Raw genomic sequence first — 21,709 nt, 5'->3', positions numbered from 1 at the left:
GAGACCCCGATGACAATCACTGATACTCCTCGCGCGCAGCGGCGTGCGCAAAGACCCGGACGCATCACCCGCACGGCGGTCCCGGGCCGTGATGGTCGCAGCAGCCATCCCACCCGCCCCGAGACGCGGCGAAACCTCGCGCGGATCCGCCGCGACGACGTGTTGCGCGTTGTTGGCGCAGCGGCCGCAGCCGTCGCCGGCACCGCCTGGTTGTTTGCTCAGGTTTTTCCCTTCGAGGGACCGCTCACGTTCGTCGTGATCGCCTACCTGCTCTTCGTCGGGTTCTTCGTGGTGCTGATCAGCTTCGACGACAACCGGGTGACGGTGATTGACCGAGTCGCCGCGGTGGTCATGCATTCCCTCGCGGTGGTTCTGATTTTGGCGCTTGCCGTGGTGATCGTCTTCACTCTCGGTCGCGGCTCCGAGGCCTTTCTCAATTGGAACTTCTGGGTTCAGGACCTGTCTTTGGCTGGCCCGCTCGACCCGATGACCGTCGGCGGCATGGCGCATGCGGCCATTGGCACCCTGATCATGATCTCGATCTCACTCGCTATCGCGATTCCGCTCGGGCTTCTCTGCGCGGTGTTCCTCGCTGAGTTTCCGAGTCCTTTCGCCCGCATCGTGCGCACCGTGGTTGAGGCGATGACGGCGCTGCCGTCCATCGTGTGCGGCCTCTTTATCTACGCCACCTACATCCTGTTGTTCGGCTTCGACAAATCGGGATTCGCGGCGAGCCTGGCAATCACGATCATGATCCTGCCGATCATTATCCGCTCGGCCGACGTCGTACTGCGCCTGGTGCCCGGCACGCTGAAGGAAGCGTCGCTGGCACTGGGCACCAGCCAGTGGCGCACGATCTGGCACGTGGTGCTGCCCACCAGCAAGTCCGGTCTGATGACCGCGATCATCCTCGGCACTGCCCGCGGCATCGGAGAGACCTCGCCGGTGCTGCTGACCGCCGGCTACACCACCTATTACAACCTCAACCCATTTTCCGGGCCGATGGTGTCTTTGCCTTTCGCCACCTTCACGCTGGTGAAGTCGCCCGAGCCTTCGCAGATCGCGCGAGGTTTCGGTGCCGCGGCGGTGTTGATGGTGCTGGTGTTTGTGTTGTTCCTTGTCGCCCGCATCATCGGCGGAAAGGGAGCAGGCGTGCTCTCTCCCGGGGGGCAGGCGCGAGCTCGCGCCGCTTCGCTGCGCGACGCCGTTCGATTCGACCAGCGCGTGCCGACGACACCCGATCGGCTTGACGTTCCAGCAATTCCCGACGACCAGGAGGTCACCCGATGAGCCTGCAGAGAATCCCACGTTGGGGTGTGGCGCGCGTGACCGTCGCGTTGCTTGGCCTCGCCCTGATCGCCTTTGGCGTCTTTGGAGCCGCCGGTGCTCTACCCGCCTACGCCGTCGGAACGGTGCATTCGCCGATCGTAGGCTCAGGCTCCACCTGGTCGGCCAATGCGCTGCAGGCGTGGATTCGTAACGTGTGGGCTAACTACCAGTGGAAGATCACCTACTCCGAGTCCGGCTCGACTCAGGGTCGAAACGATTTCGCGAACGGCACCTCCGACTTCGGCGTCTCGGAGATTCCGTACGCCATCGCCAACAGCAATGAGGCGGATATTCGCCCCAGTCGCGAATTCGCGTACATGCCGATCGTCGCCGGCGGCACCGCATTCATGTACAACCTCGAAATTGGTGGTAAGCGGGTAACCAACCTGCGACTGTCGGGCGATACCATCGCGAAGATCTTCACCGGCGTGATCACTCGTTGGGACGACCCCCAGGTGAAAGTCGACAATCCCGCCCTCGTACTCCCTTCCATCCCGATCGTTCCGGTGGTGCGTTCTGACGGTTCCGGCGCCACCGCGCAGGTGTCGATCTGGCTTCGACAAGAACATGCGGGCCTGTGGGATGCGTACTGCCCGAAGGTTGGGCGTCCCCTGGTGAATGATCATTGCGGCGTCACGAGCAACTACCCGGTCATTCCCGGTTCCGGATTCGTCGCCCGATCCGGATCCAACGGTGTCGCCGGCTACGTGGCACTCCCGCATGCCGTGGGGGCGATCACCTTCGTCGAGTACTCTTACGCCCTGAACTCGGGCTACCCCGTCGCCAAGGTGCTCAACGGTGCCGGCTACTACACCGAGCCGACCGCTCAGAATGTTGCCGTTGGACTGCTCAGTGCTCAAATCAACGAAGACACCGCCTCACCCGAGTACCTCACCCAAGACCTCACCAACGTCTACACATCTGCTGACCCGCGCACGTATTCCCTCTCTTCGTACTCGTACAGCATCCTGCCTACAGCGCTGGGAGGCAGCTTCACCGAGAACAAGGGCTTGACCCTGGCGGATTTCGGCGCCTATTTTCTTTGTGAGGGCCAGCAGAGCGCCGAAGTGCTCGGTTACTCGCCGCTGCCGATCAACCTCGTGCAGGCCGGGCAGAAGCAACTGCAGAAGGTGCCGGGCGGTAACCCCGTGATCAAGGGCATCACCGACTGCAACAACCCCACTTTCTCGCCGGACGGTTCAAACAAGCTGGCGAACGAGGCACCGTACCCGGCCGATTGCGACAAGCAGGGTCCAACCCAGTGCACCACCGGTACGGGGGGCGCCAAGGACACGCCCACCGGCGCGGGAGCTGCAACGGGCCCGGGAGCGGCAACTGCCGCCGGCGATGAAACGGGGGCAGGTGGTGGGCCGGCAGCAGGTGACGGCCAGCAAGCGGCCGGCAGCGAGGGGGTGCTGGATGCGGAGACGGCGCCGGTCATCGTGGCTGCATCCCCGCAGTCCATCCCCGTGGCAGCGGTAAGCCTGCTGCCGTCATTGGCCATGGCTGGTTTCGGCGGCGGCCTGTTCGCCTTCTCGGCGATACCACCGATCTTGGGCAAACGGGGTCGCACGAGCCTGCTGCCCGATCCTACTGACGGTATTACGGACACATCGAGAGGACTGACACGCTCATGACTACCGCTTCAGCTCAGCACCCTTCGACCCGCAAGCGCCTCGCGCAGGCGGTGAGCCTCGTCACTGTAGCCCTGCTTGCCGGGGGTGTCATGTCGGTGAACGCAGCATCATCCGCCCAAGCCGTGGAAGATGATTCGTCCGTGACGGTGAAGTGGGCCGGCGGCAACAGCGCCGATCTACAGCAGTACCAGGTGGACCATGCCGGGCGGCTCAGCGACGCAACGGGCAACGACGCCGGCTCCGGCCATTGGGACGACTTCAAAAACCTCCAAATCACCGTCTCGCAGACCGCCGGCCTCAGCGACGGCGCCATCACCGTCTCGGCGTCGGGCATGGCCCCCACCAGGAATCAGAGGTGGGACGGAAGTGCGAGCAACTACCTGCAGCTCATGCAGTGTTGGGGCCCCGACCCGCTTGCCGACGACTTCGCAGAAACCTGCCAATACGGCGGCTGGGATCCGGGCACCGGCGGCAACGGCAATACGGATCTTATGCAGACAATGATCGGCAGTGATACGTACAACCGTGGCTGGCGCGGCGCACAGGGGGAGCTTCCGTTTCGTTCGGTCAGCGGTGAGGTGAGCGAACCGTACACGGTGGAATATGCCAATGCTGCGAGCACCTACAACGGGCTCGGGACGTTCTTTAATGCCAACACGTCAAACGAGGTGCCGTTCCTGCCCATCGATACCGACGGTCATGCCAGTACGGCCTTCGGGGTGCAGTCGGCGGCAGCGGCGCCCCACCTCGGCTGCGGAAACCCGGCATCCGCCGCTGCACAGCGGTGTTGGCTTGTGGCGGTACCCCGCGGAGTACACTCCGGCGGGATCGAGGGGAAGCCCGCCACAGATTGCATTTCAGCCGTCTATGGCGGCCATCCCTACGGCGCCGCAAATGACCAGCAGGTGGGATCGCCGGTTACGCCGTACTGTTCTTTCTTCGACGACCGGATCGTGATCCCCCTGGACTTCTTGGACCCCTCCGGGTCGTGTCCGGCCGGTGCCGCAGAACGCCGCCTGGTTGGCAGCGACACGGTTACCCTGGCGATCAGTGCCTGGCAGCCGGCGCTTTGCGCTGCCGACGGTGGTGCCGCCTACAGCCTCAGCACGAACTCCGGCAACGTGAACCGCTCCCAGTTGCTCACCGGCCAGGCCGATATGGCCCTGGTGTCGTCCCCCGTCAGCGCATCCAGTATCGGGCTGACCGATCCTGCCCTCGTTGAGGCGGCCGATGTGCAGTACGGACCCATCGCCAACACCGGGCTGGTCTTTGGCTTCGTCATCGCTAACGGAACCACCCAGTACACCGACGTGAAGCTGACGCCCCGGCTGCTCGCCAAACTGCTCACCGCGTCGTACTGGAGGGACAAACCGTTTCTTGACGCGAGCTTTAAATCGACTCAGAGTCTCTCCAGGGAGCTGTCCGTTGCGCAGACGCTGCCAGAGGACCCGGAGTGGGCCGCCCTCGGCAACCCGGTCGAGTTCAGCAACAATAATGGGCAGGGCTTCGTCGTTGTCGGGCCGCAGGGTGACGACGCGGTGCAAGCGCTCTGGTCGTATATCCAGGCCGATGCCGACGCGCGCGCCTTCCTGGCGGGCGAACCTGACCCCTGGGGCGGAGTCGTGAACCCCTACTTCCTGCCGGCGGACCACGCCAACGCCGTCGGCGGCGGGCTTCCCGTCAATCTTGCGACCGATCCCATCGACACCTTCCTCAAGGCCGACCAGTCGATCACCCCCGACAAAGCGCAGGCTGTTGAGAGGTTTCAAGGTAACCAGCTCGACAGTGTCGCCGCGTTCCCGTATTCCACCAGCTTCACCTCGAACGCATCCCGCATCTTCAGCATCGACACCAGGACTACGTCCACTTGGGACCCGCTGAAACCCGTGGGCGCACTGGGGAACGGTGCGTTCGTCCCCGCGCCGCCGGGTTCAGCGGCAAGTCAGAAGTTCATCATGGGGCCGACCACGGCTGCGTCGGCGGCGCGTTTTAGCCTGGGCACGGCGAGCCTGCCACTGCCCTTAGCCGAACTGACCAGCGATAAAACGGTAGCCAGCGCGCGTTCCTTCACCCGGCCGACCCCCGAATCGATGCAGAGTGCGGCGGCCGGCGCGAGTGTGGACGCTGAAACCGGATTCGCCCAGATCGACCTCGCCACCCTCAGAGACGGCGCGTATCCGCTCACCCTTGCGGTGAACGCCGCCGCGAACCTGGCCTCGACCTCGTTGGACGCGACGGCACGCACCGAGTATGCGAAGTTGCTGCGCTACGCCGCCGCTGACGGCAACACGGTTGGAACCGGGGTGGGGCAGCTGCCGCCGGGCTTTGCGCCCCTCACCCAGGCCCAGACGGCCGCGACCATTCGATTCGCCGATGCTCTGGTTGCGCCCCCGACGCTTCCGACGAACCCGGTGACCGACGTTGCCCTGCCCGCGCCGGTGGCGGGAACGACGGGTGGGTCCGTCGTGGGCGCGTCGCCGGAGGCTGTCGCACTGACTCAGGTTCAGGTGACGCAGACGCCGGTGCAGCTCACGGCCGCCAACACCGAGCTCACCTCGTCTGCTGCGCAGGGCGCGCTCGGTATCAGCCTGCTGATCGGTATCGGCGGCCTCGCCGCGGCACCGTTTTTGCTGCGCAGGAGACGGGCCAGCGTATGACCTCGACCCGAGACGCTATCAGGCGTCTCCCACAGCTACTCGATCCGCTGACGTTTCCCGGCTGAACGAGGAAGCCCCTCACCAGTCTCGCAAAAGCAGGTGAGGGGCCGAGCCCATCTGGGCCAATGATACAAGGGGGAATATTATCAGAAGGTATGAGCTAATGCAAATGAAGAAGAACTGGCGCCTTGGCGCCATCGCCGCCGCTGCCGCGGTAGCCACCATATTCACAGGCTCGTCCGCAGCCTTTGCGGATCCCAGCGGTGCTCCGACCTACCGTGCGCTCAGCGGCGTGGGATCGGACACCACTCAAGACCTGAACAACGGTCTCTCCTCGGCCATGTTGTCGGGGACAACCCGTGTCGCAGGTTCGTATAACGCGACGAACCCCACTACCGGCGCTATCCACGACCTGATCAACACACGCACCGGCGGGCCGAGCTTTGAACGACCGAACGGTTCGAGTGAGGGTGTCAACGCGCTGAAGGCCGCGAAGACAGGTACGGCATGGCGCGGTGTCACGCTGAGCGACGCAGACCTCCAGTTTGCCCGCTCGTCCAGTGCCGCATCCCAGTGGGTACCTGATGGAACGTACTCCTACATTCCGTTGGCCCTCGACGCGGTGAGCTTTGCCGTGCACTCGAGCAACACGACGATTCCGCAAGACCTTACCCAAGCCCAGCTGACGGCGATCTACAGTGCTGACAACGGGGCCAACGTAACCATCAACGGAACCAGCTACAAGGTGGGCACTGAAGGAACGGCCGGCGTTCAGATCACTCCGTTCATCCCCCAATTGGGATCGGGTACGCGCAGCTTCTGGCAGTCGCAGCTTGCACCGACTGGTTTTGGTTCCGCAGTCGATGACGCCTACACCGGCGGCGGCGTGCAGGAGCACGACGGAAGCGTGCTGGCCGCGCTCCCGACGACGGCGATAGTGCCGTTCTCGATCGCCCAGTGGGTCGCTCAGAACAACAAGACCACCATCGAGTCGCAGTACACCGGAGTGAGCATCACCGACCGTCGCCATGGCGCAATCCTCGGCACAATCGGTGGAATTGCGCCCACGACCGGCACCGCGCCGGTCACGCTCAACACCACGTTCCCGATAGCACGCCCGGTCTTCACCGTCGTCAAGAACGCAGAGCTGGCCACGAACGCGCAGCTTGCCGCCGCCTTCAGCGGAGCATCCGCTCAGGCCTACACGACGAACCGGCCTGGCCCGTCGACCGCGCTCGTCATCACCGACTTCGGGTTCGGCAGCCTGGCGGGCGGCGTCACCATTGGCAGCAGGACCTACACTGCCGGCGACACCACGTCGCACCGCGCTAACTAGATACCCGTAGCACCGGGGCTGGGGCGGCCGTTTTCAGCGGCCGCCCCAGCTTTGAGCAGTGACGTGCGCCATCAATTGCGAAAGACTTTTCCGCCCCGATTTCGAGCGGGATTCATCCGAAACCGCTTTCCCACCGCACAATGCGTCTACAACCAGAGAGATAAACAATGAAGGCATCCCGAACGGCGGCCGGTCGACAAGCGACCGGCGCGTCAATCGTCATGACAATCGTGCTCGCGCTCCTCGCGGGCGCGCCGACGGCAGCCCATGCAGCAGACGTGGTCCTCGACCCGGCGCTGCAGATCACCGGCGCACCCCTCGTTTTCGATCCTGTGAGTCGAACGGGCGATATTGGCGCATCGAAAACATCTGCGCTTGTGTACGGCCCGGACGTGATCTCGAACGAATTGGCCAATTGTCCCGTCGGCTACCGAAGCTCGTCACGCTCCCTCGTCATCGCTCCCGACGGCACAGTATCGTCAGCTGCGGAGTATGTACGCACTCCGCCAGGTAATTATTTTGGTCTGAAGGACGAGAGCGCGGGCGAGTACATCTACTTGGACGGCATGGCCGCCGTCCGTTGGAACGAGGTCACGTTTCAGACCGGCCTCAACCGGTTCATCGTGACGTGCGATCCCACGCTTCGAACCATGACCGACTCGTTCGCTGATTCCAAATACTTCCTCGTTACCCTTGACGTGAACGTCGCAGCGAAATCGTGGACGGTAGTTGCCAATCCGGTGAATGAGGCGAAGCTCACTCCGTCGATCGCTTTCACAAAAACCATCGACAACGCTGACGGCTCCGTCACTTTGACGTCCACCGTCTCCGCTGGCGCGGGTGTGGCGACCGACGCCACCGGTGTTGTATCCATCTCCGGCAGTTACTCCGGGCTGGCCACACCGGTCAGCGGTGAGGCGGCAGTTTCGGCCGGGGTGGCCACCTGGAGAACACCGGTGCTTGACGCAGACCGGACGTATACCTTCACGGCTGGCTACACGGCGAAGGGCGACACGAAATACACCGACTCCGCCGTCAACGCGACGACGACGGTCATCACCGTTGCCGGGCCGACACCGCCGCAGAACACCGCCATCACCGTCACGATCCCGGCGTCTGCTACCGGATTGAAGTTCACGATGACTCCGGGTGCTGTGGCCCTCAACCAGGCCGCCCTCGACGGCACCTCGTATGTGGCCACCGGATCGCTTGGCCAAGTCACCGTCTCTGACAACCGCACGGCCCGCACCGCGTGGACCCTCAGCGGCAACTCGACCAACTTCATCCACGCCTCCGATGCCACGCAGACCATCGCAGCGACCAGCCTCGGCTGGAAGCCGGCCCTGGTTGGTGCAACCAATGCCGGCACGGCCGGTATCGAGGTCATCGCCGGGGCCTCCGGCGGACTGTCGGCCAGCACCCCCCTCGCCCAGGCTGCGGCCGGGGTCAGCACCGCGGACACCACCATCAATGCCGGCATCACGCTGAAAGCTCCAGCCGACTCGGCAGCTGGCGCGTATAGCGCAACTCTCACTCTCACCCTTATCTAGGCACCACCTGTTTGGCCGCGTCCCGCTGACTTCGGTGGGCAGGATGCGGCACCGGGGCCGCGCCTGGCCAGTTCACTCCTGACACGTTCACTATTGATTTGTGCAAACCGAAAGATTCCATGACTACTCGTGTTTCGGCCCTCGCGCGACTGACGGCGGGCCTCGCCGCAGCCCTGCTTCTGGCTTCTCCCACCGCGGCGTTCGCCGAGGGGGAGAACGCTGTGACCTGGAGCGTGCAGCCGTCAACGCCGCAGGGACCGGATGATCGCCCCGAGTTCGACTACACCGTCGCCCCGGGCGCCACCATCAGCGACTGGGTCGCCATCTCCAACTTCTCCTCCCGTCCCGCCACTTTCCGGGTGCACGCGGCAGACGCCACAACCGACTACACCACCGCCGCATTCACCCTGATCGGTGCTGACCAAGCATCTGTCGACGCGGGAGCGTGGACATCCGTCGACTCCGCCGCGGCGGTCTGCGCCGATACCAACGACGCGGCCGAAAGAGCCTGCGCGGCAGGTCTGGGCGTGACCATCACCCTCGAGCCCGGCAGTCGCGCCGATGTGCCCTTTACTGTGACCGTGCCCCACGATGCGACACCGGGCGATCACGCCGCGGGCATCGTGGCCTCGTTCCAGTCCGAAGCGGTCGATTCCACCGGGTCAGCCGTCAGCGTTGAGCAGCGGGTGGGCACCCGCATCTATCTGCGGGTGGAGGGTGCCCTGCTTCCCAAGCTGGCACTGACCGGGCTTGTCTCGGGCTATGACGGCTCCTGGAACCCTTTCGGCGGCGGTACCGGGCGGATCGGATTTGACGTGGCCAATACTGGCAACATGCGCCTGACGGCCACGCCGGCCGTGCACCTCACCGGCCCCTTCGGCACCGATTTCGGCACCGTCACCCTCGACCCGGTAACCGATGTGCTGCCCGGCGGCGTTGCCCATGTGGAGGCCCTTTTTGCCGACGTGCCGCCGCTCATGCTGCTGTTCGCCGATATCACCCTCGCTGCCACTCCGGCCTCCGGTGTTGCAGCAGCGCAGGATGCTGCGCCTGCCGTTCTCACGGAGTCCACCGTCGCCTGGGCGGTGCCGTGGTCTCTGCTCGGGACCATCGCGGTGCTCGGTGGTGGGACCGGGACCTGGTTCTGGTGGCGTCGCCGGTCGCGACAGCTCCTGGGATTTGAGCTTGCGGCTTTCGCCGAGCAGATCCGTACCGAAGAACGCATCAACCGCGGGGCATCTGCCCCCGAACACGAAAGTGAGACCGTCCGATGAACGCTGTTCCCGTAACTGTCACCCCGGGCGAAGCTCGCCCGCCGAAACGCCGCAGCGCGGGGCGCCTGGTGGCATCAGCTCTGCTGCTCGGTGCGGTGACGGCGAGTCTTGGGCTTGCGGGCGGCGGTGCGGCGTTCGCCGCTGACGGTCAGGACACCGACTTCACGGTGACGATCCCCACGCCAACGCCAACGCCCACGCCGACGCCGACGCCGACGCCAACGCCGACGCCGACGCCGACGCCGACGCCAACGCCAACGCCAACGCCAACGCCAACGCCAACGCCAACGCTTGACCCGACGGTCGTGCCGGTTGCCACGGTGCCTCGCGCCACTGTGGGTCGCGTAGGCGGCGTGGGCGCCGGTACCGCTGCCGCCGGCGGCGTAGACGGCGCTGCGGACGAGTGCACTCCGGTCGAGCCGACCGTGCCGACGGTTCCGGCTACGACCGGTGAAAATGCCACCGTTGACCAAAAAGTCTACGAGCCAGGGCAGAAGGTGACCGCAACAGCCTCTGGGTTTGGCGTCGGAGAGCAGGTGCAACTGGTCATGTTCTCTGAGCCTGCCCTGGTCGGCAGCTTCACCGCCGACGCGCAGGGTCAGGTGCAGGCGGTTTTTCCCGTGGACGAGGCGGCCCTGCCGGGCACGCATGCGGTGCAGTTCACGGGATGGTGCACAAGGATCGCCCTGACCACTGTGTTGGTCGGCTCTGACGCGCTGGTGGCCTCGGCTACTTCGTTTCCGATGTGGGTCTGGGGAGCCGGCGGCGTTGTCGGCACGGCCGGGCTTGCATTGGTTGGCGGGCACCTGCTTCGTGTGATGCGGGTCCCAGCGCTGCCCTCGGCGACGACGACGAGCGCCTGATGGCGACGTCCACCGCCCTGCCTGCCCCATCGAGCACACCCAACACTATGGGCGTGGCCGCGCCGTCGCGGCCGCCGTCGCGACCGACCGGCATCAACCGTTTTGCGGTCACCGAGAAGTTCAGTCGAGTGCTTGCGCCGCGCCGCGCCGCGCCTAGCGGTGGCCCGCGGAAGCCGCCCCCCCGAGGCCCGGCGCGGGCAGGTGGCTCGCGGCTTCCGCCGCCGCCCCGCCAGCTCGCGCCGAAGGACACGCGCTGGTGGGCAGGTGCAGCGATTCTCACCGTGTCATTGCTGCTTCTGGGTTTTGTGAGCCACGTGGCGCTGTTCTCCGTCTTCCAACACCATCGCGCCCAAGACCTCAGCTATCAGCAGCTGCGCACGACACTCGCCAAGGCGGAGACCCCGGTCGGTCAACTTGATCTGGATGCCGAACTTGTGACCATTGGCACTCCGGTGGCGCTCATCCAGATCGGCGCAACAAAACTTACTGAAGTGGTCGTCGAGGGGTCGACCGGTGAGGCGCTGCGCGCCGGCGCCGGTCACCGCCGGGATTCGGTGATGCCCGGCCAGGCTGGCACGAGCGTGATCCTCGGACGACAAACCGCGTATGGCGGACCGTTCGGATCCTTAAACGAATTGAAGCCGGGCGACGAGATCGCTGTGACGACCGGACAAGGCGTGCATAGCTACACCGTGTTCGCCCTCCGCCGGGCGGGCGACCCGATGCCAGCACCACTGGCGCAAGGAAAAGGCCGGTTGGAGTTGATGACCGCCGACGGTCTCGCTCTCTTCCCGTCCGGTGTGCTGCACATCGACGCCGAGCTCACCTCCCCCGTGCAGACCACCCCGACTAAGGTACTTGCCTACCCGGCGCTCCCTCCGATCGAGCGGGCAATGGGACAGGACCAAAGCCGCCTGTTCAGCTCCTTCTTCATGTTGGTCATTTTCGCCGCAGCCGGAATCACACTCTGGTGGCTCTGGACTCGCTGGGGCAAATGGCAAGCCTGGCTGATCGGTGTGCCCATCATGCTCGCCCTCGGCGTCACCACCGCAGACACCATCATGAACGCGCTGCCTAACCTTCTCTGATTTTATCGCACCTGAACTTTCACCTCACGATACTCAAGGACACCAATGACTGCCCAGTCTCCATCTCGGCCCGCTGACCACAACGACCTGACCGACGTACACCTGACGGCTGCGGATGCTGCAGAGCTGGCCGCCGTGCGCGTACCGCTGCACTCCGAAGATCCCTCGTTGGACCTCACCACGGTACTGGAGTCCGTCGAGAGCGACACGGTGCTTGGTACGCGGCCGGAGACCTCCCTGAATGCGGATGCAGAAATCGTCGACGCCCATGTTCACTCTGATGCGCCGCGACCGGTCTTATCGGCTCTGGAGGCGCGGGATGTCTCCGCGTGGTTCGGCACGCACAAGGTGCTTGAACGAGTCTCGCTCACGATGGAGGCCGGCCAGGTGACGGCCTTGATCGGCCCGTCCGGCTGTGGCAAGAGCACGTTTCTGCGCATTCTCAACCGCATGCACGAACTGGTGCCGCTGGCGTCGTTGGCCGGCGAGGTGGTACTCGACGGAGCCGACATCTACGACCGCACGCGCAAACTCACCGACGCCCGACGCCACATCGGGATGGTATTTCAAAAGCCCAATCCCTTTCCGGCGATGTCCATCTACGACAATGTGGTCGCAGGCCTCAAACTCACGGGCATCCGCGCCTCTCGCGACGAGAAAGACGAAGTCGTCGAACGCAGCCTCACCAGCGCTGGACTCTGGCGCGAGGTCAAGGACCGGCTGCGCCAACCGGGCGGTGGGCTCTCGGGCGGACAGCAGCAGCGGCTCTGCATCGCACGCTCACTCGCGGTAAAACCGAAGGTGCTGCTGATGGACGAACCCTGCTCGGCGCTCGACCCCACGTCGACGCGCGTGATCGAGGAGACAATGGGCGAGCTGCAAAAGGAGGTCACAATCGTGATCGTCACCCACAACATGCAGCAGGCTCAACGGGTCTCGCAGAAGTGTGCATTCTTCCTGGCATCCCAAGGCACGCCGGGCGGAATCGTGGAGCACGGCGATACGGATGCCATGTTCTCCGAACCCCAGGACCAGCGCACTTTCGACTACGTGAACGGCCGGTTCGGATAGCTGATGAACGGGAACGCTCCGACGGATCGGCCGCTCATACTCGGGGCCTCCACTGTCGAGGCCGCACAGGAAAATTCGGGCAGATGACACCCGGCAACGACGCAGAACTGCTCGACGGGCGGTACCGGCTGGGCGAGCTGCTCGGCGTCGGCGGGTCGGCATCCGTATTCGCTGCGGAAGACCTAACCGCCACCGGCCAGGGCGATCAGACGTGCCTGGTCGCGGTGAAAATGCTGCACCCGCACCTGTGTCGTGACGCCGCGACTCGGGAGGCCTTTTTTCGGGAAGCGCGCGCCGCGAAACCGCTGAGGCACCCCAACGTTGCCGCCGTGCACGAGTTCGGACTGCACGAGGCGGGTGGCGTGACGATGGCGTGGATCGCCCTCGATCTTGTTGACGGGCCTACCGTCTCCGACTGGGTCGAGGCCAACGGCCCCCTGCAACCCGCGTCGGCGGCGGCCGTGCTCGACGGGGTACTCGCCGCACTCGAAGCCGCGCACGCGCTGGGGATCGTGCACCGGGACGTCACTCCGCAGAACGTGATGCTCGACGGCGCTGGCAGAGCGCATCGGGGCGAAGCGCTCACCAGCGCACAGGTGCGGCTGGTCGATTTCGGGCTCGCCGCCGCGACCGGGTACGCCGCCCTCGGCAGCGACGTGCTGCTCACTGAGCACGAGCCTGCGGCGAGTGGCGACGCCGGCCCCGCCGCGGCGGCGACTAGTGAACGGGCACCAACCGGTGTGGTCGGCAACGTGAATTTCATGTCGCCCGAGCATGCGCAGGGCAAACCCGTGCGCGCTGCCGGTGACCTGTACCAGTGCGGTGCACTGCTGTATTTCATGCTCACCGGGCAGCCGCCTTACCCACGAGACGTGGCCGCGCTCGTGCTCGAGGCGCACGTCTCAGCACCCCCGCCGGTGCCCTCCGTGCTGGTACCCGCAGCGCGGGCGCTGGATCGCATCGTGACGCGAGCGATGACGAAAACACCGGCGCGGCGCTACCGCACCGCGGCCGAGTTTCGCACGGTCCTCGCCGATGCCATCAGCCGGGACACGAGTCGACTGTCAGCCACGGATGCGACCGCGATCGCTATCGGACCAGACAGCCCGACGGCTGTCACCAAAATGCTGGCTCCGGGAGGGGCAGGCAATCTCGACTATCTGACTCCTCTGGAACCCGCCGCAGACCACGAGACGACGCAATCGGCGTTCGTCGGAAGCGCTGGCGGTGTCGTCACCATGCTCAGCGTCGCTGCCGTTATGGGGCTCGCGATTTGGGGAGCCATCTCCGCCACGGCCGGCCCAGGGATGTCCGAGCCGACATCCCCGGGGTACGTGACCAGCCCGACAGCGACCGCCATACCACCGCACGCGCCGACTGCGGCTCCGACCGTGCCTTCGACCGTTCCCCCGACCGCGACGCCGACCGTGCCGGAGCAGGTCCTGATGCCGACGCTGTTCGGCACCCTCACCGACGCCGAGACCACGCTGCGCGCGGCCGGACTTACCCTGGGCACCATCACCCGCATCGAATCGGCCGAGGTCGCCGACCGGGTTCTCAGCCAGTACCCAACCGCCGGAGAGCCGCTCCCGGCCAGCTCCACCGTTGATGTCACCGTCGCAAGCGGCACGAACACGGTGCCGCAGGTGGGCGGGATAAGCGCCGCGGCGGCGACCGCGCTGCTGCAATCTGCGGGCTTCGCGGCCACGATGATCCCCGTGGACGGCCCAGTGACGGCGACCGTTACCGGTACGCAGCCCGGTGCCGGGGCGGTGCTTCGCGTCGGGCTGACCGTGACACTGCTCTTGTCCACACCGGCTCCCTCGCCTGACCCGGAGCCGACATCGACCGGCCCGCCCGCGGTGCCGCCCGGCCGTCAGGAGTCATTATGAGCCTCGATACCAGACAGGGCCCCCTGAAGGCTGAACCCAGCGGTTTCATGGAGCCAGGCGACGGCTGGGCATCCTGTGCTGGTGTCGCACCCGAGCGGCGCAAAAAACGCACAGTTCTCGCGCAGATCGGCATGTTCCTCAGTATCGGTGTGATCGCCGTCGCAGCGACCGCCGCGATGAACCTTGCGAGCCTGAAGTCTGCGCCGATACAGCCGCCTACGGCCATGGCGGAGGTCGCCGCGCCCCCGGGCAGCGCCACCGTGAGCGGGCAACCTGCACCGAATACGCAGAACACCCCGGACGCGTCGTTGGGATCGGCGAGTGCAGCGGTGGCGCCCATCGTTGGTGTCGACCCGGCGTGGGCAGAGAATGTCTCGGCCGTGACCGGTATTCCGCGTCGGGCGCTGACCGCCTATGCCGCCGCTGACCTGACCGTCGATGCCGAACAACCCGGCTGCGGAATTGGCTGGAACACTCTCGCCGCGATCGGGGAGATCGAATCAGGGCACGGCAGCCACGGTGGCGCTGTGCTCAGCGACACGGGATACCCGACACCCGCGATTCGGGGGATTGCGCTCGACGGCAACGGGGTCGCCGCCATCGCCGACACCGACGGCGGTGCGTGGGACGGCGACACAGTGTGGGACCGAGCGGTCGGGCCGATGCAATTCATCCCGGAAACGTGGGCGCGGTGGGGTGCCGACGGCAGTGGGGACGGTGCCGCCGACCCGAACCAGATCGACGACGCGGCGCTGGCGACCGCCCGATACCTGTGCCACGGCGGCGACATGACCAGCACCGAGACGTGGCGCGCCGCTATATTCTCGTATAACCACGTCGATTCGTACGTGAACGATGTGGCCGCTGTGGCCAACCAATACGCGCAGCACCCATCGAGTGAACGATGAGCCTGCTCAGCTCCAACCCGGTGATGGTCCCATCGAGAGGCGTTTCGCGGGTCACCATCCAGATACCGCCTGTGGGCGGGTAGGCTAGACCTTTACACCCCGACCTGACAAGCCTGGAGGACGCATGGTTTCATTCCTCCTCGCATTCATCGCTGTGTCGGTGCTCACGCCGTGGCTCACCCGGTATCTGGGCACCCGCGTCTTCTACCTGATCGCCCTTCTGCCGGCCGGCGCCTTCGTGTACACGCTCACCCAGACCGCCACGGTCACCGCCGGCGGAGCTGTGACCCAGTCGATCCCTTGGATCCCGCAGCTTGGCATCAGTCTCTCTTTTCGGGTCGACACCCTGGCCTGGCTTCTCGCCCTCGTCGTGACCGGCATTGGCGCCCTGGTCCTCGTGTATTGCGCCCGCTACTTCACCGACGACGAACCGAGCCTGGGCCGGTTCGCGGCCCTGCTACTGGCCTTCGCCGGCACCATGTACGGCCTGGTCACCGCCGACGACCTCGTGATCATGTTCATGTTCTGGGAGATCACGAGTGTGCTCTCCTACCTGCTGATCGGGCATTACACCCACAAACGAGAGAGCCGCGGCGCCGCCCTGCAGGCGCTGATCGTGACGACGTTCGGCGGCCTGGTCATGCTCGTGGGCGTCGTGATGATCTCCGTCGCCTCCGGCACCACGAGCCTGGCCTACATCGTGGCCAACCCGGTGACCGACGCCATGGGAACCTGGGCGGTGCTGCTCATTCTGGTGGGCGCGCTGTCGAAGTCGGCGCTCGTGCCCTTCCATTTCTGGCTGCCCGCCGCGATGGCCGCGCCGACCCCGGTCAGTGCCTACCTGCATGCCGCAGCCATGGTCAAGGCCGGCATCTACATCGTCGCCCGACTGGCCCCCGGCTACGCCGACAGTGACGGCTGGCTGCCGGTGCTCGTGACCCTGGGCGTCTGGACCATGGTCGTCGGCGCCTGGCGGGCGCTGCGCCAGTACGACCTCAAACTGCTGCTCGCCTACGGCACCGTCAGCCAGCTCGGCTTTCTCATGATCGCGATCGGTTTCAACACCCGCGACACCGCCCTCGCCGGAGCCGCCCTGCTGCTCGCGCACGCCCTCTACAAAGCCACGCTCTTTCTCGTGGTCGGTGTCATCGATCACCGGGCCGGCACCCGGGACTGGCGGGGGCTCAGCGGCGTCGGCCGCAGCGCTCCGGCACTCGCGGCAATCGCGCTCGTCGCGGTCGCCTCGATGGCCGGCCTGCCGCCCCTGTTCGGTTTCGTCGCCAAGGAAGCCGTGTTCACCTCGCTACTCGACGCCGGCGTCGGGGGATCCGGCTGGGGCTACGTCGCCCTGATCGGCACGGCCGTGGGATCGGTGCTCACGGTGGCCTACAGCATCCGCTTCTTTTGGGGAGCTTTTGGAACCCGCAAGCAGCAGCCGAACACCGTGCTGCATGCGAGCCCGTGGGACACCCTGCTCGCCCCCGGTGTGCTGACGGTGGTGACGATTGGCCTCGGGCTGTTCGCCTCGGTGCTCGACCCGCTGCTCGCGCCGTACGCCGACACCGTGCCGGGCACCGGCAGCATCACCGAACCGCCGTACCACCTCGCGCTCTGGCACGGGCTCGAGCCGGCGCTGTACCTCAGCGCGGTCGTGCTGCTGCTCGGGGCGCTTCTGTTCCGGGCCCGCCGCGGGGTGTCGAAGCTGCAAGCCAGGGTGCCCGACTACATCGACGCCGGTCGCGGTTACGGCAAGGCCATTCGCGCCGTCGATCGCGTCGCCGCCCGGGTCACCCACTTCGCCCAGCGGGGCGGCCTGCCGCAGTACCTCGGCACCATTCTGAGCGTGTTCGTGGTGGCCCTCGGTTTTGCGGCCTTCGTCAACCGCAGCTGGCCCGACTCGATCGTGCTCTGGGATTACCCCGGCCAGGTGCTGATTGCCCTGATCATGGCCACCTGCGCGGTCATGGCGGCGCGGGTCGGGCAGCGGATGACCGCCGTCATCCTGGCCGGCGTCACCGGTTACGGCCTCGTCGTCCTGTTCGCCTTTCACGGCGCCCCCGACCTCGCCCTCACCCAAGCGCTCGTCGAATCGATCACCCTGGTGATCTTCGTGCTCGTGCTGCGGCGGCTGCCGGCGAACATCGCCCAGCACAACAAGCCGGTGCGCCCTAAACGCCGCCTGCTGATCGGCAGCCTCGTGGGCCTGGTCATGGGCACAATCGGTTTCATCGCGCTCGGTGCGCGCGACTTCGAAAGCATCGCGGGCGCCCTGCCGCGCCTGTCGGTCGAGAACGGCCACGGCGACAACATCGTCAACGTGATGCTCGTGGACATTCGGGCCTGGGACACCATGGGCGAAGTGTCGGTGCTCATCGTGGTGGCGACCGGCGTCGCGAGCCTGCTCTTCGTCTCGGGTCGTAACGCGGTCGTGCCGAGGCTGAAGGAATCCCGCAGCCTGCGCTCGGTCGCCAACCGGCGCCGCGTCGTCGCCGACCCGGAGGTGTCGAGCGAGGGCCACGCCGTCACCCGGCAGGCTTTTCTGCTCGCCGGGCGCAAGAACGACCCGCGCAGCCGGTCGATTCTCATCGAAGTGCTCGTACGGTTGCTGTTTCACCCGGCCATGATCGTGTCGATCTACCTGCTCTTCGCCGGCCACAACCTGCCCGGCGGCGGCTTCGCCGGCGGACTGCTCGCCGGCCTGGCCCTCGTGGCCCGCTATCTCGCCGGCGGACGCTACGAGCTCAGCGAAGCGGCCCCGATCGACCCGGGCAAGATCCTCGGTCTCGGCGTCATCCTCGCCGTCGGCATGGCCGTCGTCTCGCTGTTCTTCGATGGCATCCCGCTCGAATCGGCCTATTTCACGGCGACCGTGCCCGTGCTCGGCGACCTGTCGTTCGGTACCTCGACCATCTTCGACATCGGCGTCTACCTCGTCGTCATCGGCCTGACCTACGACATTCTGCGCAGCCTCGGCAGCGAGATCGACCGGCAGAGCGAGGCCGATGAGATCGGCCCGCAGCCGGAGCCGGTCGAGCCGTCCACTGACACGGCCGCCGGCCTCAGCATCCGCCCCCTGCACGAGACCCCGAACGGAGGAGCCCAGTGAGCGCCTCCCTCACCCTCGTGGTTCTGATGGCCGTCATGTACGCCGCGGGCGTCTACGTGATGCTCGAACGCAGCCTCACCCGGGTGCTGATCGGCTTTCTGCTCGTCGGCAACGCCACCAACCTGCTTATCTTTATCATGAGCGGCCGTCCAGGCAGCTCGCCGATCGTGACCGGCACGAGCCTCGGCGACATGGTCGACCCGATTCCGCAGGTGCTCATGCTCACCGCCATCGTGATCAACTTCGGCATCACCGCTCTGCTGCTCGCCCTCATCTACCGCTCGTGGTGGCTGGCCCAGCTCGGCGACGAGGGCGACACCCTCACCGACGAGCACGCCGCCGAGAGCGCCGACCAGGCCGACGACGCGTTCCGCTCCTCCTCCGACGACGACGACGCCATCGCCGAATCGCTCGACGAGTTCGAGCGTGGCGACGGTGCCACGAGCGACGAAGACACCGCTGCGAGGAAAACGGATGCTGCCGGCCGCGCCGCCGCATCCGCTTCGCCTCGTCACGGGGAGGAGAAGCGATGACCGCCCTCGTTCCCCTCATTGTCTGCCTGCCGCTGCTCGGTGCGGCGATCGCCCTGATGCTCGGCCGCCGCCGCCTGCAGGTGCTGGTGAGTGTGCTGAGCCTCACCGCGGCGACGGTGATGAGCGCCGTGCTGCTCGTGATGGTCGACCGCTTCGGCCCGGCCGTGGTGCAGGTCGGCAACTGGGAGGCGCCGTGGGGGATCGTACTCATCGTCGACCGACTCTCGGCGATCATGCTGCTCATCTCGGCGCTCATGCTGCTCGGCGTGCTGTTGTTCGCCGTGGGCCAGGGCATCGTCGACGGTGATACCGAAACCCCGGTGTCGATCTTTCACCCGACCTATCTTGTGCTGGCGGCCGGGCTGTTCAACGCCTTTGTCGCCGGTGACCTGTTCACGATGTATGTCGGTTTCGAGATGCTGCTCGCGGCGAGTTACGTGCTGCTCACCCTCGGTGGCACCGGCGCTCGCATTCGAGTGGGCATCACCTACATCGTCGTGAGCCTGGTCTCGTCGTTGCTGTTCCTTTGCGCAATCGCCCTCATCTACGGCGCCACCGGCACGGTCACCCTCGCCCTCATCGCCGAGCGGATGCCCGACCTCCCCGCCGACATCCAGCTGATCCTCGGGCTGTTGCTGCTGATCGCGTTCGGGGTGAAGGCCGCCGTGTTCCCCATGTCGTTCTGGCTCCCGGACTCCTACCCGACCGCACCCGCACCGGTCACCGCGGTTTTCGCCGGGTTGCTCACCAAGGTCGGTGTGTACGCGATCCTGCGCACCCAGACGCTGTTCTTTCCCGACAACCAGTTCTCGATGCCACTCATGATCGTGGCGGGGCTGACCCTGCTCGTGGGTATTCTGGGCGCCCTCGCCCAGGCCGACATCAAACGGCTGCTGTCGTTCACCCTGGTCAGCCACATCGGCTACATGCTGTTCGGCATCGCCATCGGCACCCCGCTTGCCATCGCCGCGACGATCTTCTACGTCGTGCACCACATCACCGTGCAGACCACCCTGTTCCTGGCCGCTGGGCTCATTGACCGGGTCGGCGGCACCACCTCGCTGTCGCGCCTCGGCGGGCTGCTGGGGTCGTCGCCGCTCGTGGCCATTTTGTTCTTCCTCGGTGCGCTGAACCTCGGCGGCATCCCCCCGTTCTCCGGCTTTCTCGGCAAGATCGCCCTGTTTCAGGCCGGCACCATCGTTGGCGACCCGATCATCTACGTGCTGATCGGCGTCGGGGCGCTCACGTCGCTGCTGACCCTGTACGCCCTGGCCCGGGCCTGGAACATGGCATTTTGGCGGCCGAAGAAGCAGGTCAAGAACTACACCTCGTCGATGTCGGCCTCGCTCGTGGAGGATCCGCAAGACGAGGGAATCGTGCTGAAGAAGACGATCTCCCCGCTCATGGTCGGCGCGACCACGAGCATGCTGGTGCTGACCCTGGGCCTGACCGTGTTCGCCGGGCCCATCTTCGACCTGACCACCCGGGCGGCCGGCAACATCAGCTCGCCGTCGACCTACATCGACGCCGTGTTCCCGAACGGCACCGGGTCGATCGCCGACAGCAACCTCGGCACCAACTTCGAAGGTGGTTCGAAATGACCACGCCCCACGAGCGCCTTGAAGCGGTCGGCAACCAGATCCCGCCGCTGATCGCCCTGATCGTGCTGTGGATGCTGCTCTGGGGCGAATTCTCCTGGCTCAACCTGCTGGTCGGGCTTGTCGTGGGCCTGGTCGTGACCGTGGCGTTCTATCTGGTGCCGGTGCAGCTGAGCGGGCGGGTGCATCCGCTGCACACCGTGGTGTTCTTCGTGCGACTCATTTTGGATATCGTGCGGGCGTCGATCGACGTGTCCTGGCTCGCGGTGAAGCCCCGACTGGTCACCTCGAACGCCATTCTGGAGATTCGGCTGCGCTCTCGCAGCGACCTGATTCTCACCTGGACCGCCGTGGCCACCTCGATTGTGCCCGGCTCGATCGTGGTCGACATCGACCGGGAATCGTCTGTTTTGTACCTGCACGTGCTCAATATGCACAGCGCCGGCGACATCGAGAGTTTTCGACGCCGGGTGCTCGATACCGAGCGGCGCATCGTGCGCGGGTTCGGCTCACGCGAAGACGTCGAGCGGATGCGCGGGGTGCTGCCCGCACATCGGCGCACAGCCCGCTTGATGAGAAAGGGACAGTCATGATGTTGCAGATTGTGGCCGTGGTCGCCTCGGTCATGTTCGGGATCGGTGCGCTGCTCTCGGTGTACCGCATCGTCGTCGGACCGAGTGTTCTCGACCGGGTCATCGCCTCGGACGTGCTCGTCGCGACGATCATCTGCGCTCTCGCCGCCGAGATGGCCCTGAACCGGCATACCGACACCCTGCCCGTGTTGCTCGTTCTGGCCCTGTTCGCGGTGCTCGGATCGCTCAGCGTCGCCCGCTTTCTGCCCGCTCGGGACAGCGCGTGAGCGGGGTG

General features: G+C 65.9%; 17 protein-coding genes. 16 read left to right on the top strand and 1 reads right to left on the bottom strand.

What is annotated here, in order from left to right:
- Positions 1 to 9: 9 nt before the first annotated feature.
- The 6 genes from pstA to E3O25_RS09655 all read left to right on the top strand — a co-directional run bounded on the left by pstA (position 10) and on the right by E3O25_RS09655 (position 9,783).
- Positions 10 to 1,290 (top strand): phosphate ABC transporter permease PstA, encoded by a 1,281-nt coding sequence (pstA, locus tag E3O25_RS09680; RefSeq protein ID WP_092107416.1) that lies wholly within the window; start codon positions 10 to 12, stop codon positions 1,288 to 1,290.
- Positions 1,287 to 2,966: a substrate-binding domain-containing protein gene (locus tag E3O25_RS09675; RefSeq protein ID WP_092107418.1), complete on the top strand. Its 1,680-nt coding sequence runs from the start codon at positions 1,287 to 1,289 to the stop codon at positions 2,964 to 2,966. The genes pstA and E3O25_RS09675 overlap by 4 nt, the downstream gene beginning before the upstream one ends.
- A complete protein-coding gene (locus tag E3O25_RS09670) occupies positions 2,963 to 5,623 on the top strand; it encodes a hypothetical protein (RefSeq protein WP_134361044.1) in 2,661 nt (886 codons plus the stop codon). Before E3O25_RS09675 ends, E3O25_RS09670 begins: the two co-directional genes overlap by 4 nt.
- Positions 5,624 to 5,792: 169 nt before the next feature.
- On the top strand, positions 5,793 to 6,959 hold the full coding sequence (locus tag E3O25_RS09665) for a hypothetical protein (RefSeq protein WP_134361043.1): 1,167 nt from the start codon (positions 5,793 to 5,795) through the stop codon (positions 6,957 to 6,959).
- A 167-nt stretch (positions 6,960 to 7,126) separates the two neighbouring features.
- Positions 7,127 to 8,509: a hypothetical protein gene (locus E3O25_RS09660; protein WP_134361042.1), complete on the top strand. Its 1,383-nt coding sequence runs from the start codon at positions 7,127 to 7,129 to the stop codon at positions 8,507 to 8,509.
- A gap of 119 nt (positions 8,510 to 8,628) precedes the next feature.
- Positions 8,629 to 9,783, top strand: a complete 1,155-nt coding sequence (locus E3O25_RS09655; RefSeq protein WP_134361041.1) for a WxL protein peptidoglycan domain-containing protein — start codon at positions 8,629 to 8,631, stop codon at positions 9,781 to 9,783.
- A 148-nt stretch (positions 9,784 to 9,931) separates the two neighbouring features.
- Here E3O25_RS09655 and E3O25_RS17140 read toward each other — a convergent pair whose 3' ends face one another.
- Positions 9,932 to 10,117: a hypothetical protein gene (locus E3O25_RS17140; protein ID WP_134361040.1), complete on the bottom strand. Its 186-nt coding sequence runs from the start codon at positions 10,115 to 10,117 to the stop codon at positions 9,932 to 9,934.
- A 19-nt stretch (positions 10,118 to 10,136) separates the two neighbouring features.
- Between E3O25_RS17140 and E3O25_RS09645 the strand changes: the two genes are divergently transcribed.
- The 10 genes from E3O25_RS09645 to E3O25_RS09600 all read left to right on the top strand — a co-directional run bounded on the left by E3O25_RS09645 (position 10,137) and on the right by E3O25_RS09600 (position 21,701).
- Positions 10,137 to 10,646 carry a hypothetical protein gene (locus tag E3O25_RS09645; RefSeq protein ID WP_134361039.1) on the top strand — a complete coding sequence of 170 codons (510 nt, stop codon included), beginning with the start codon at positions 10,137 to 10,139 and terminating at the stop codon, positions 10,644 to 10,646.
- A gap of 281 nt (positions 10,647 to 10,927) precedes the next feature.
- On the top strand, positions 10,928 to 11,734 hold the full coding sequence (locus E3O25_RS09640; protein ID WP_166787743.1) for a sortase: 807 nt from the start codon (positions 10,928 to 10,930) through the stop codon (positions 11,732 to 11,734).
- A 306-nt stretch (positions 11,735 to 12,040) separates the two neighbouring features.
- Positions 12,041 to 12,805: a phosphate ABC transporter ATP-binding protein PstB gene (pstB, locus tag E3O25_RS09635; protein WP_370448757.1), complete on the top strand. Its 765-nt coding sequence runs from the start codon at positions 12,041 to 12,043 to the stop codon at positions 12,803 to 12,805.
- A gap of 83 nt (positions 12,806 to 12,888) precedes the next feature.
- Positions 12,889 to 14,697: a PASTA domain-containing protein gene (locus E3O25_RS09630; protein ID WP_134361038.1), complete on the top strand. Its 1,809-nt coding sequence runs from the start codon at positions 12,889 to 12,891 to the stop codon at positions 14,695 to 14,697.
- On the top strand, positions 14,694 to 15,605 hold the full coding sequence (locus E3O25_RS09625) for a lytic transglycosylase domain-containing protein (RefSeq protein ID WP_370448752.1): 912 nt from the start codon (positions 14,694 to 14,696) through the stop codon (positions 15,603 to 15,605). The genes E3O25_RS09630 and E3O25_RS09625 overlap by 4 nt, the downstream gene beginning before the upstream one ends.
- A gap of 124 nt (positions 15,606 to 15,729) precedes the next feature.
- Positions 15,730 to 18,711 carry a Na+/H+ antiporter subunit A gene (locus tag E3O25_RS09620; protein ID WP_134361037.1) on the top strand — a complete coding sequence of 994 codons (2,982 nt, stop codon included), beginning with the start codon at positions 15,730 to 15,732 and terminating at the stop codon, positions 18,709 to 18,711.
- Positions 18,708 to 19,244 (top strand): sodium:proton antiporter, encoded by a 537-nt coding sequence (locus E3O25_RS09615; protein ID WP_134361036.1) that lies wholly within the window; start codon positions 18,708 to 18,710, stop codon positions 19,242 to 19,244. The genes E3O25_RS09620 and E3O25_RS09615 overlap by 4 nt, the downstream gene beginning before the upstream one ends.
- Positions 19,241 to 20,845, top strand: coding sequence for a Na+/H+ antiporter subunit D (locus E3O25_RS09610; RefSeq protein WP_134361035.1), 1,605 nt, complete (start codon positions 19,241 to 19,243; stop codon positions 20,843 to 20,845). The genes E3O25_RS09615 and E3O25_RS09610 overlap by 4 nt, the downstream gene beginning before the upstream one ends.
- Positions 20,842 to 21,435, top strand: coding sequence for a Na+/H+ antiporter subunit E (locus E3O25_RS09605; RefSeq protein WP_092107439.1), 594 nt, complete (start codon positions 20,842 to 20,844; stop codon positions 21,433 to 21,435). Before E3O25_RS09610 ends, E3O25_RS09605 begins: the two co-directional genes overlap by 4 nt.
- Positions 21,432 to 21,701: a monovalent cation/H+ antiporter complex subunit F gene (locus E3O25_RS09600; RefSeq protein ID WP_338419455.1), complete on the top strand. Its 270-nt coding sequence runs from the start codon at positions 21,432 to 21,434 to the stop codon at positions 21,699 to 21,701. The genes E3O25_RS09605 and E3O25_RS09600 overlap by 4 nt, the downstream gene beginning before the upstream one ends.
- Positions 21,702 to 21,709 lie beyond the last annotated feature (8 nt).

This window comes from Cryobacterium sp. TMT1-3, assembly GCF_004402315.1.
Taxonomy (GTDB): domain Bacteria; phylum Actinomycetota; class Actinomycetes; order Actinomycetales; family Microbacteriaceae; genus Cryobacterium; species Cryobacterium luteum.
This window is presented reverse-complemented; position numbering and strand designations above follow the sequence as displayed.

Bases quoted from the DNA above. Each gene is read 5' to 3' on its own strand.
- E3O25_RS09625 (WP_370448752.1), top strand. From the start codon at position 14,694: ATGAGCCTCGATACCAGACAGGGCCCCCTGAAGGCTGAACCCAGCGGT.
- E3O25_RS09655 (WP_134361041.1), top strand. From the start codon at position 8,629: ATGACTACTCGTGTTTCGGCCCTCGCGCGACTGACGGCGGGCCTCGCC.
- E3O25_RS09600 (WP_338419455.1), top strand. From the start codon at position 21,432: ATGATGTTGCAGATTGTGGCCGTGGTCGCCTCGGTCATGTTCGGGATC.
- E3O25_RS09630 (WP_134361038.1), top strand. From the start codon at position 12,889: ATGACACCCGGCAACGACGCAGAACTGCTCGACGGGCGGTACCGGCTG.
- E3O25_RS09610 (WP_134361035.1), top strand. From the start codon at position 19,241: ATGACCGCCCTCGTTCCCCTCATTGTCTGCCTGCCGCTGCTCGGTGCG.
- E3O25_RS09620 (WP_134361037.1), top strand. From the start codon at position 15,730: ATGGTTTCATTCCTCCTCGCATTCATCGCTGTGTCGGTGCTCACGCCG.
- E3O25_RS09670 (WP_134361044.1), top strand. From the start codon at position 2,963: ATGACTACCGCTTCAGCTCAGCACCCTTCGACCCGCAAGCGCCTCGCG.
- E3O25_RS09605 (WP_092107439.1), top strand. From the start codon at position 20,842: ATGACCACGCCCCACGAGCGCCTTGAAGCGGTCGGCAACCAGATCCCG.
- E3O25_RS09660 (WP_134361042.1), top strand. From the start codon at position 7,127: ATGAAGGCATCCCGAACGGCGGCCGGTCGACAAGCGACCGGCGCGTCA.
- E3O25_RS09665 (WP_134361043.1), top strand. From the start codon at position 5,793: ATGAAGAAGAACTGGCGCCTTGGCGCCATCGCCGCCGCTGCCGCGGTA.
- E3O25_RS09675 (WP_092107418.1), top strand. From the start codon at position 1,287: ATGAGCCTGCAGAGAATCCCACGTTGGGGTGTGGCGCGCGTGACCGTC.
- pstA (WP_092107416.1), top strand. From the start codon at position 10: ATGACAATCACTGATACTCCTCGCGCGCAGCGGCGTGCGCAAAGACCC.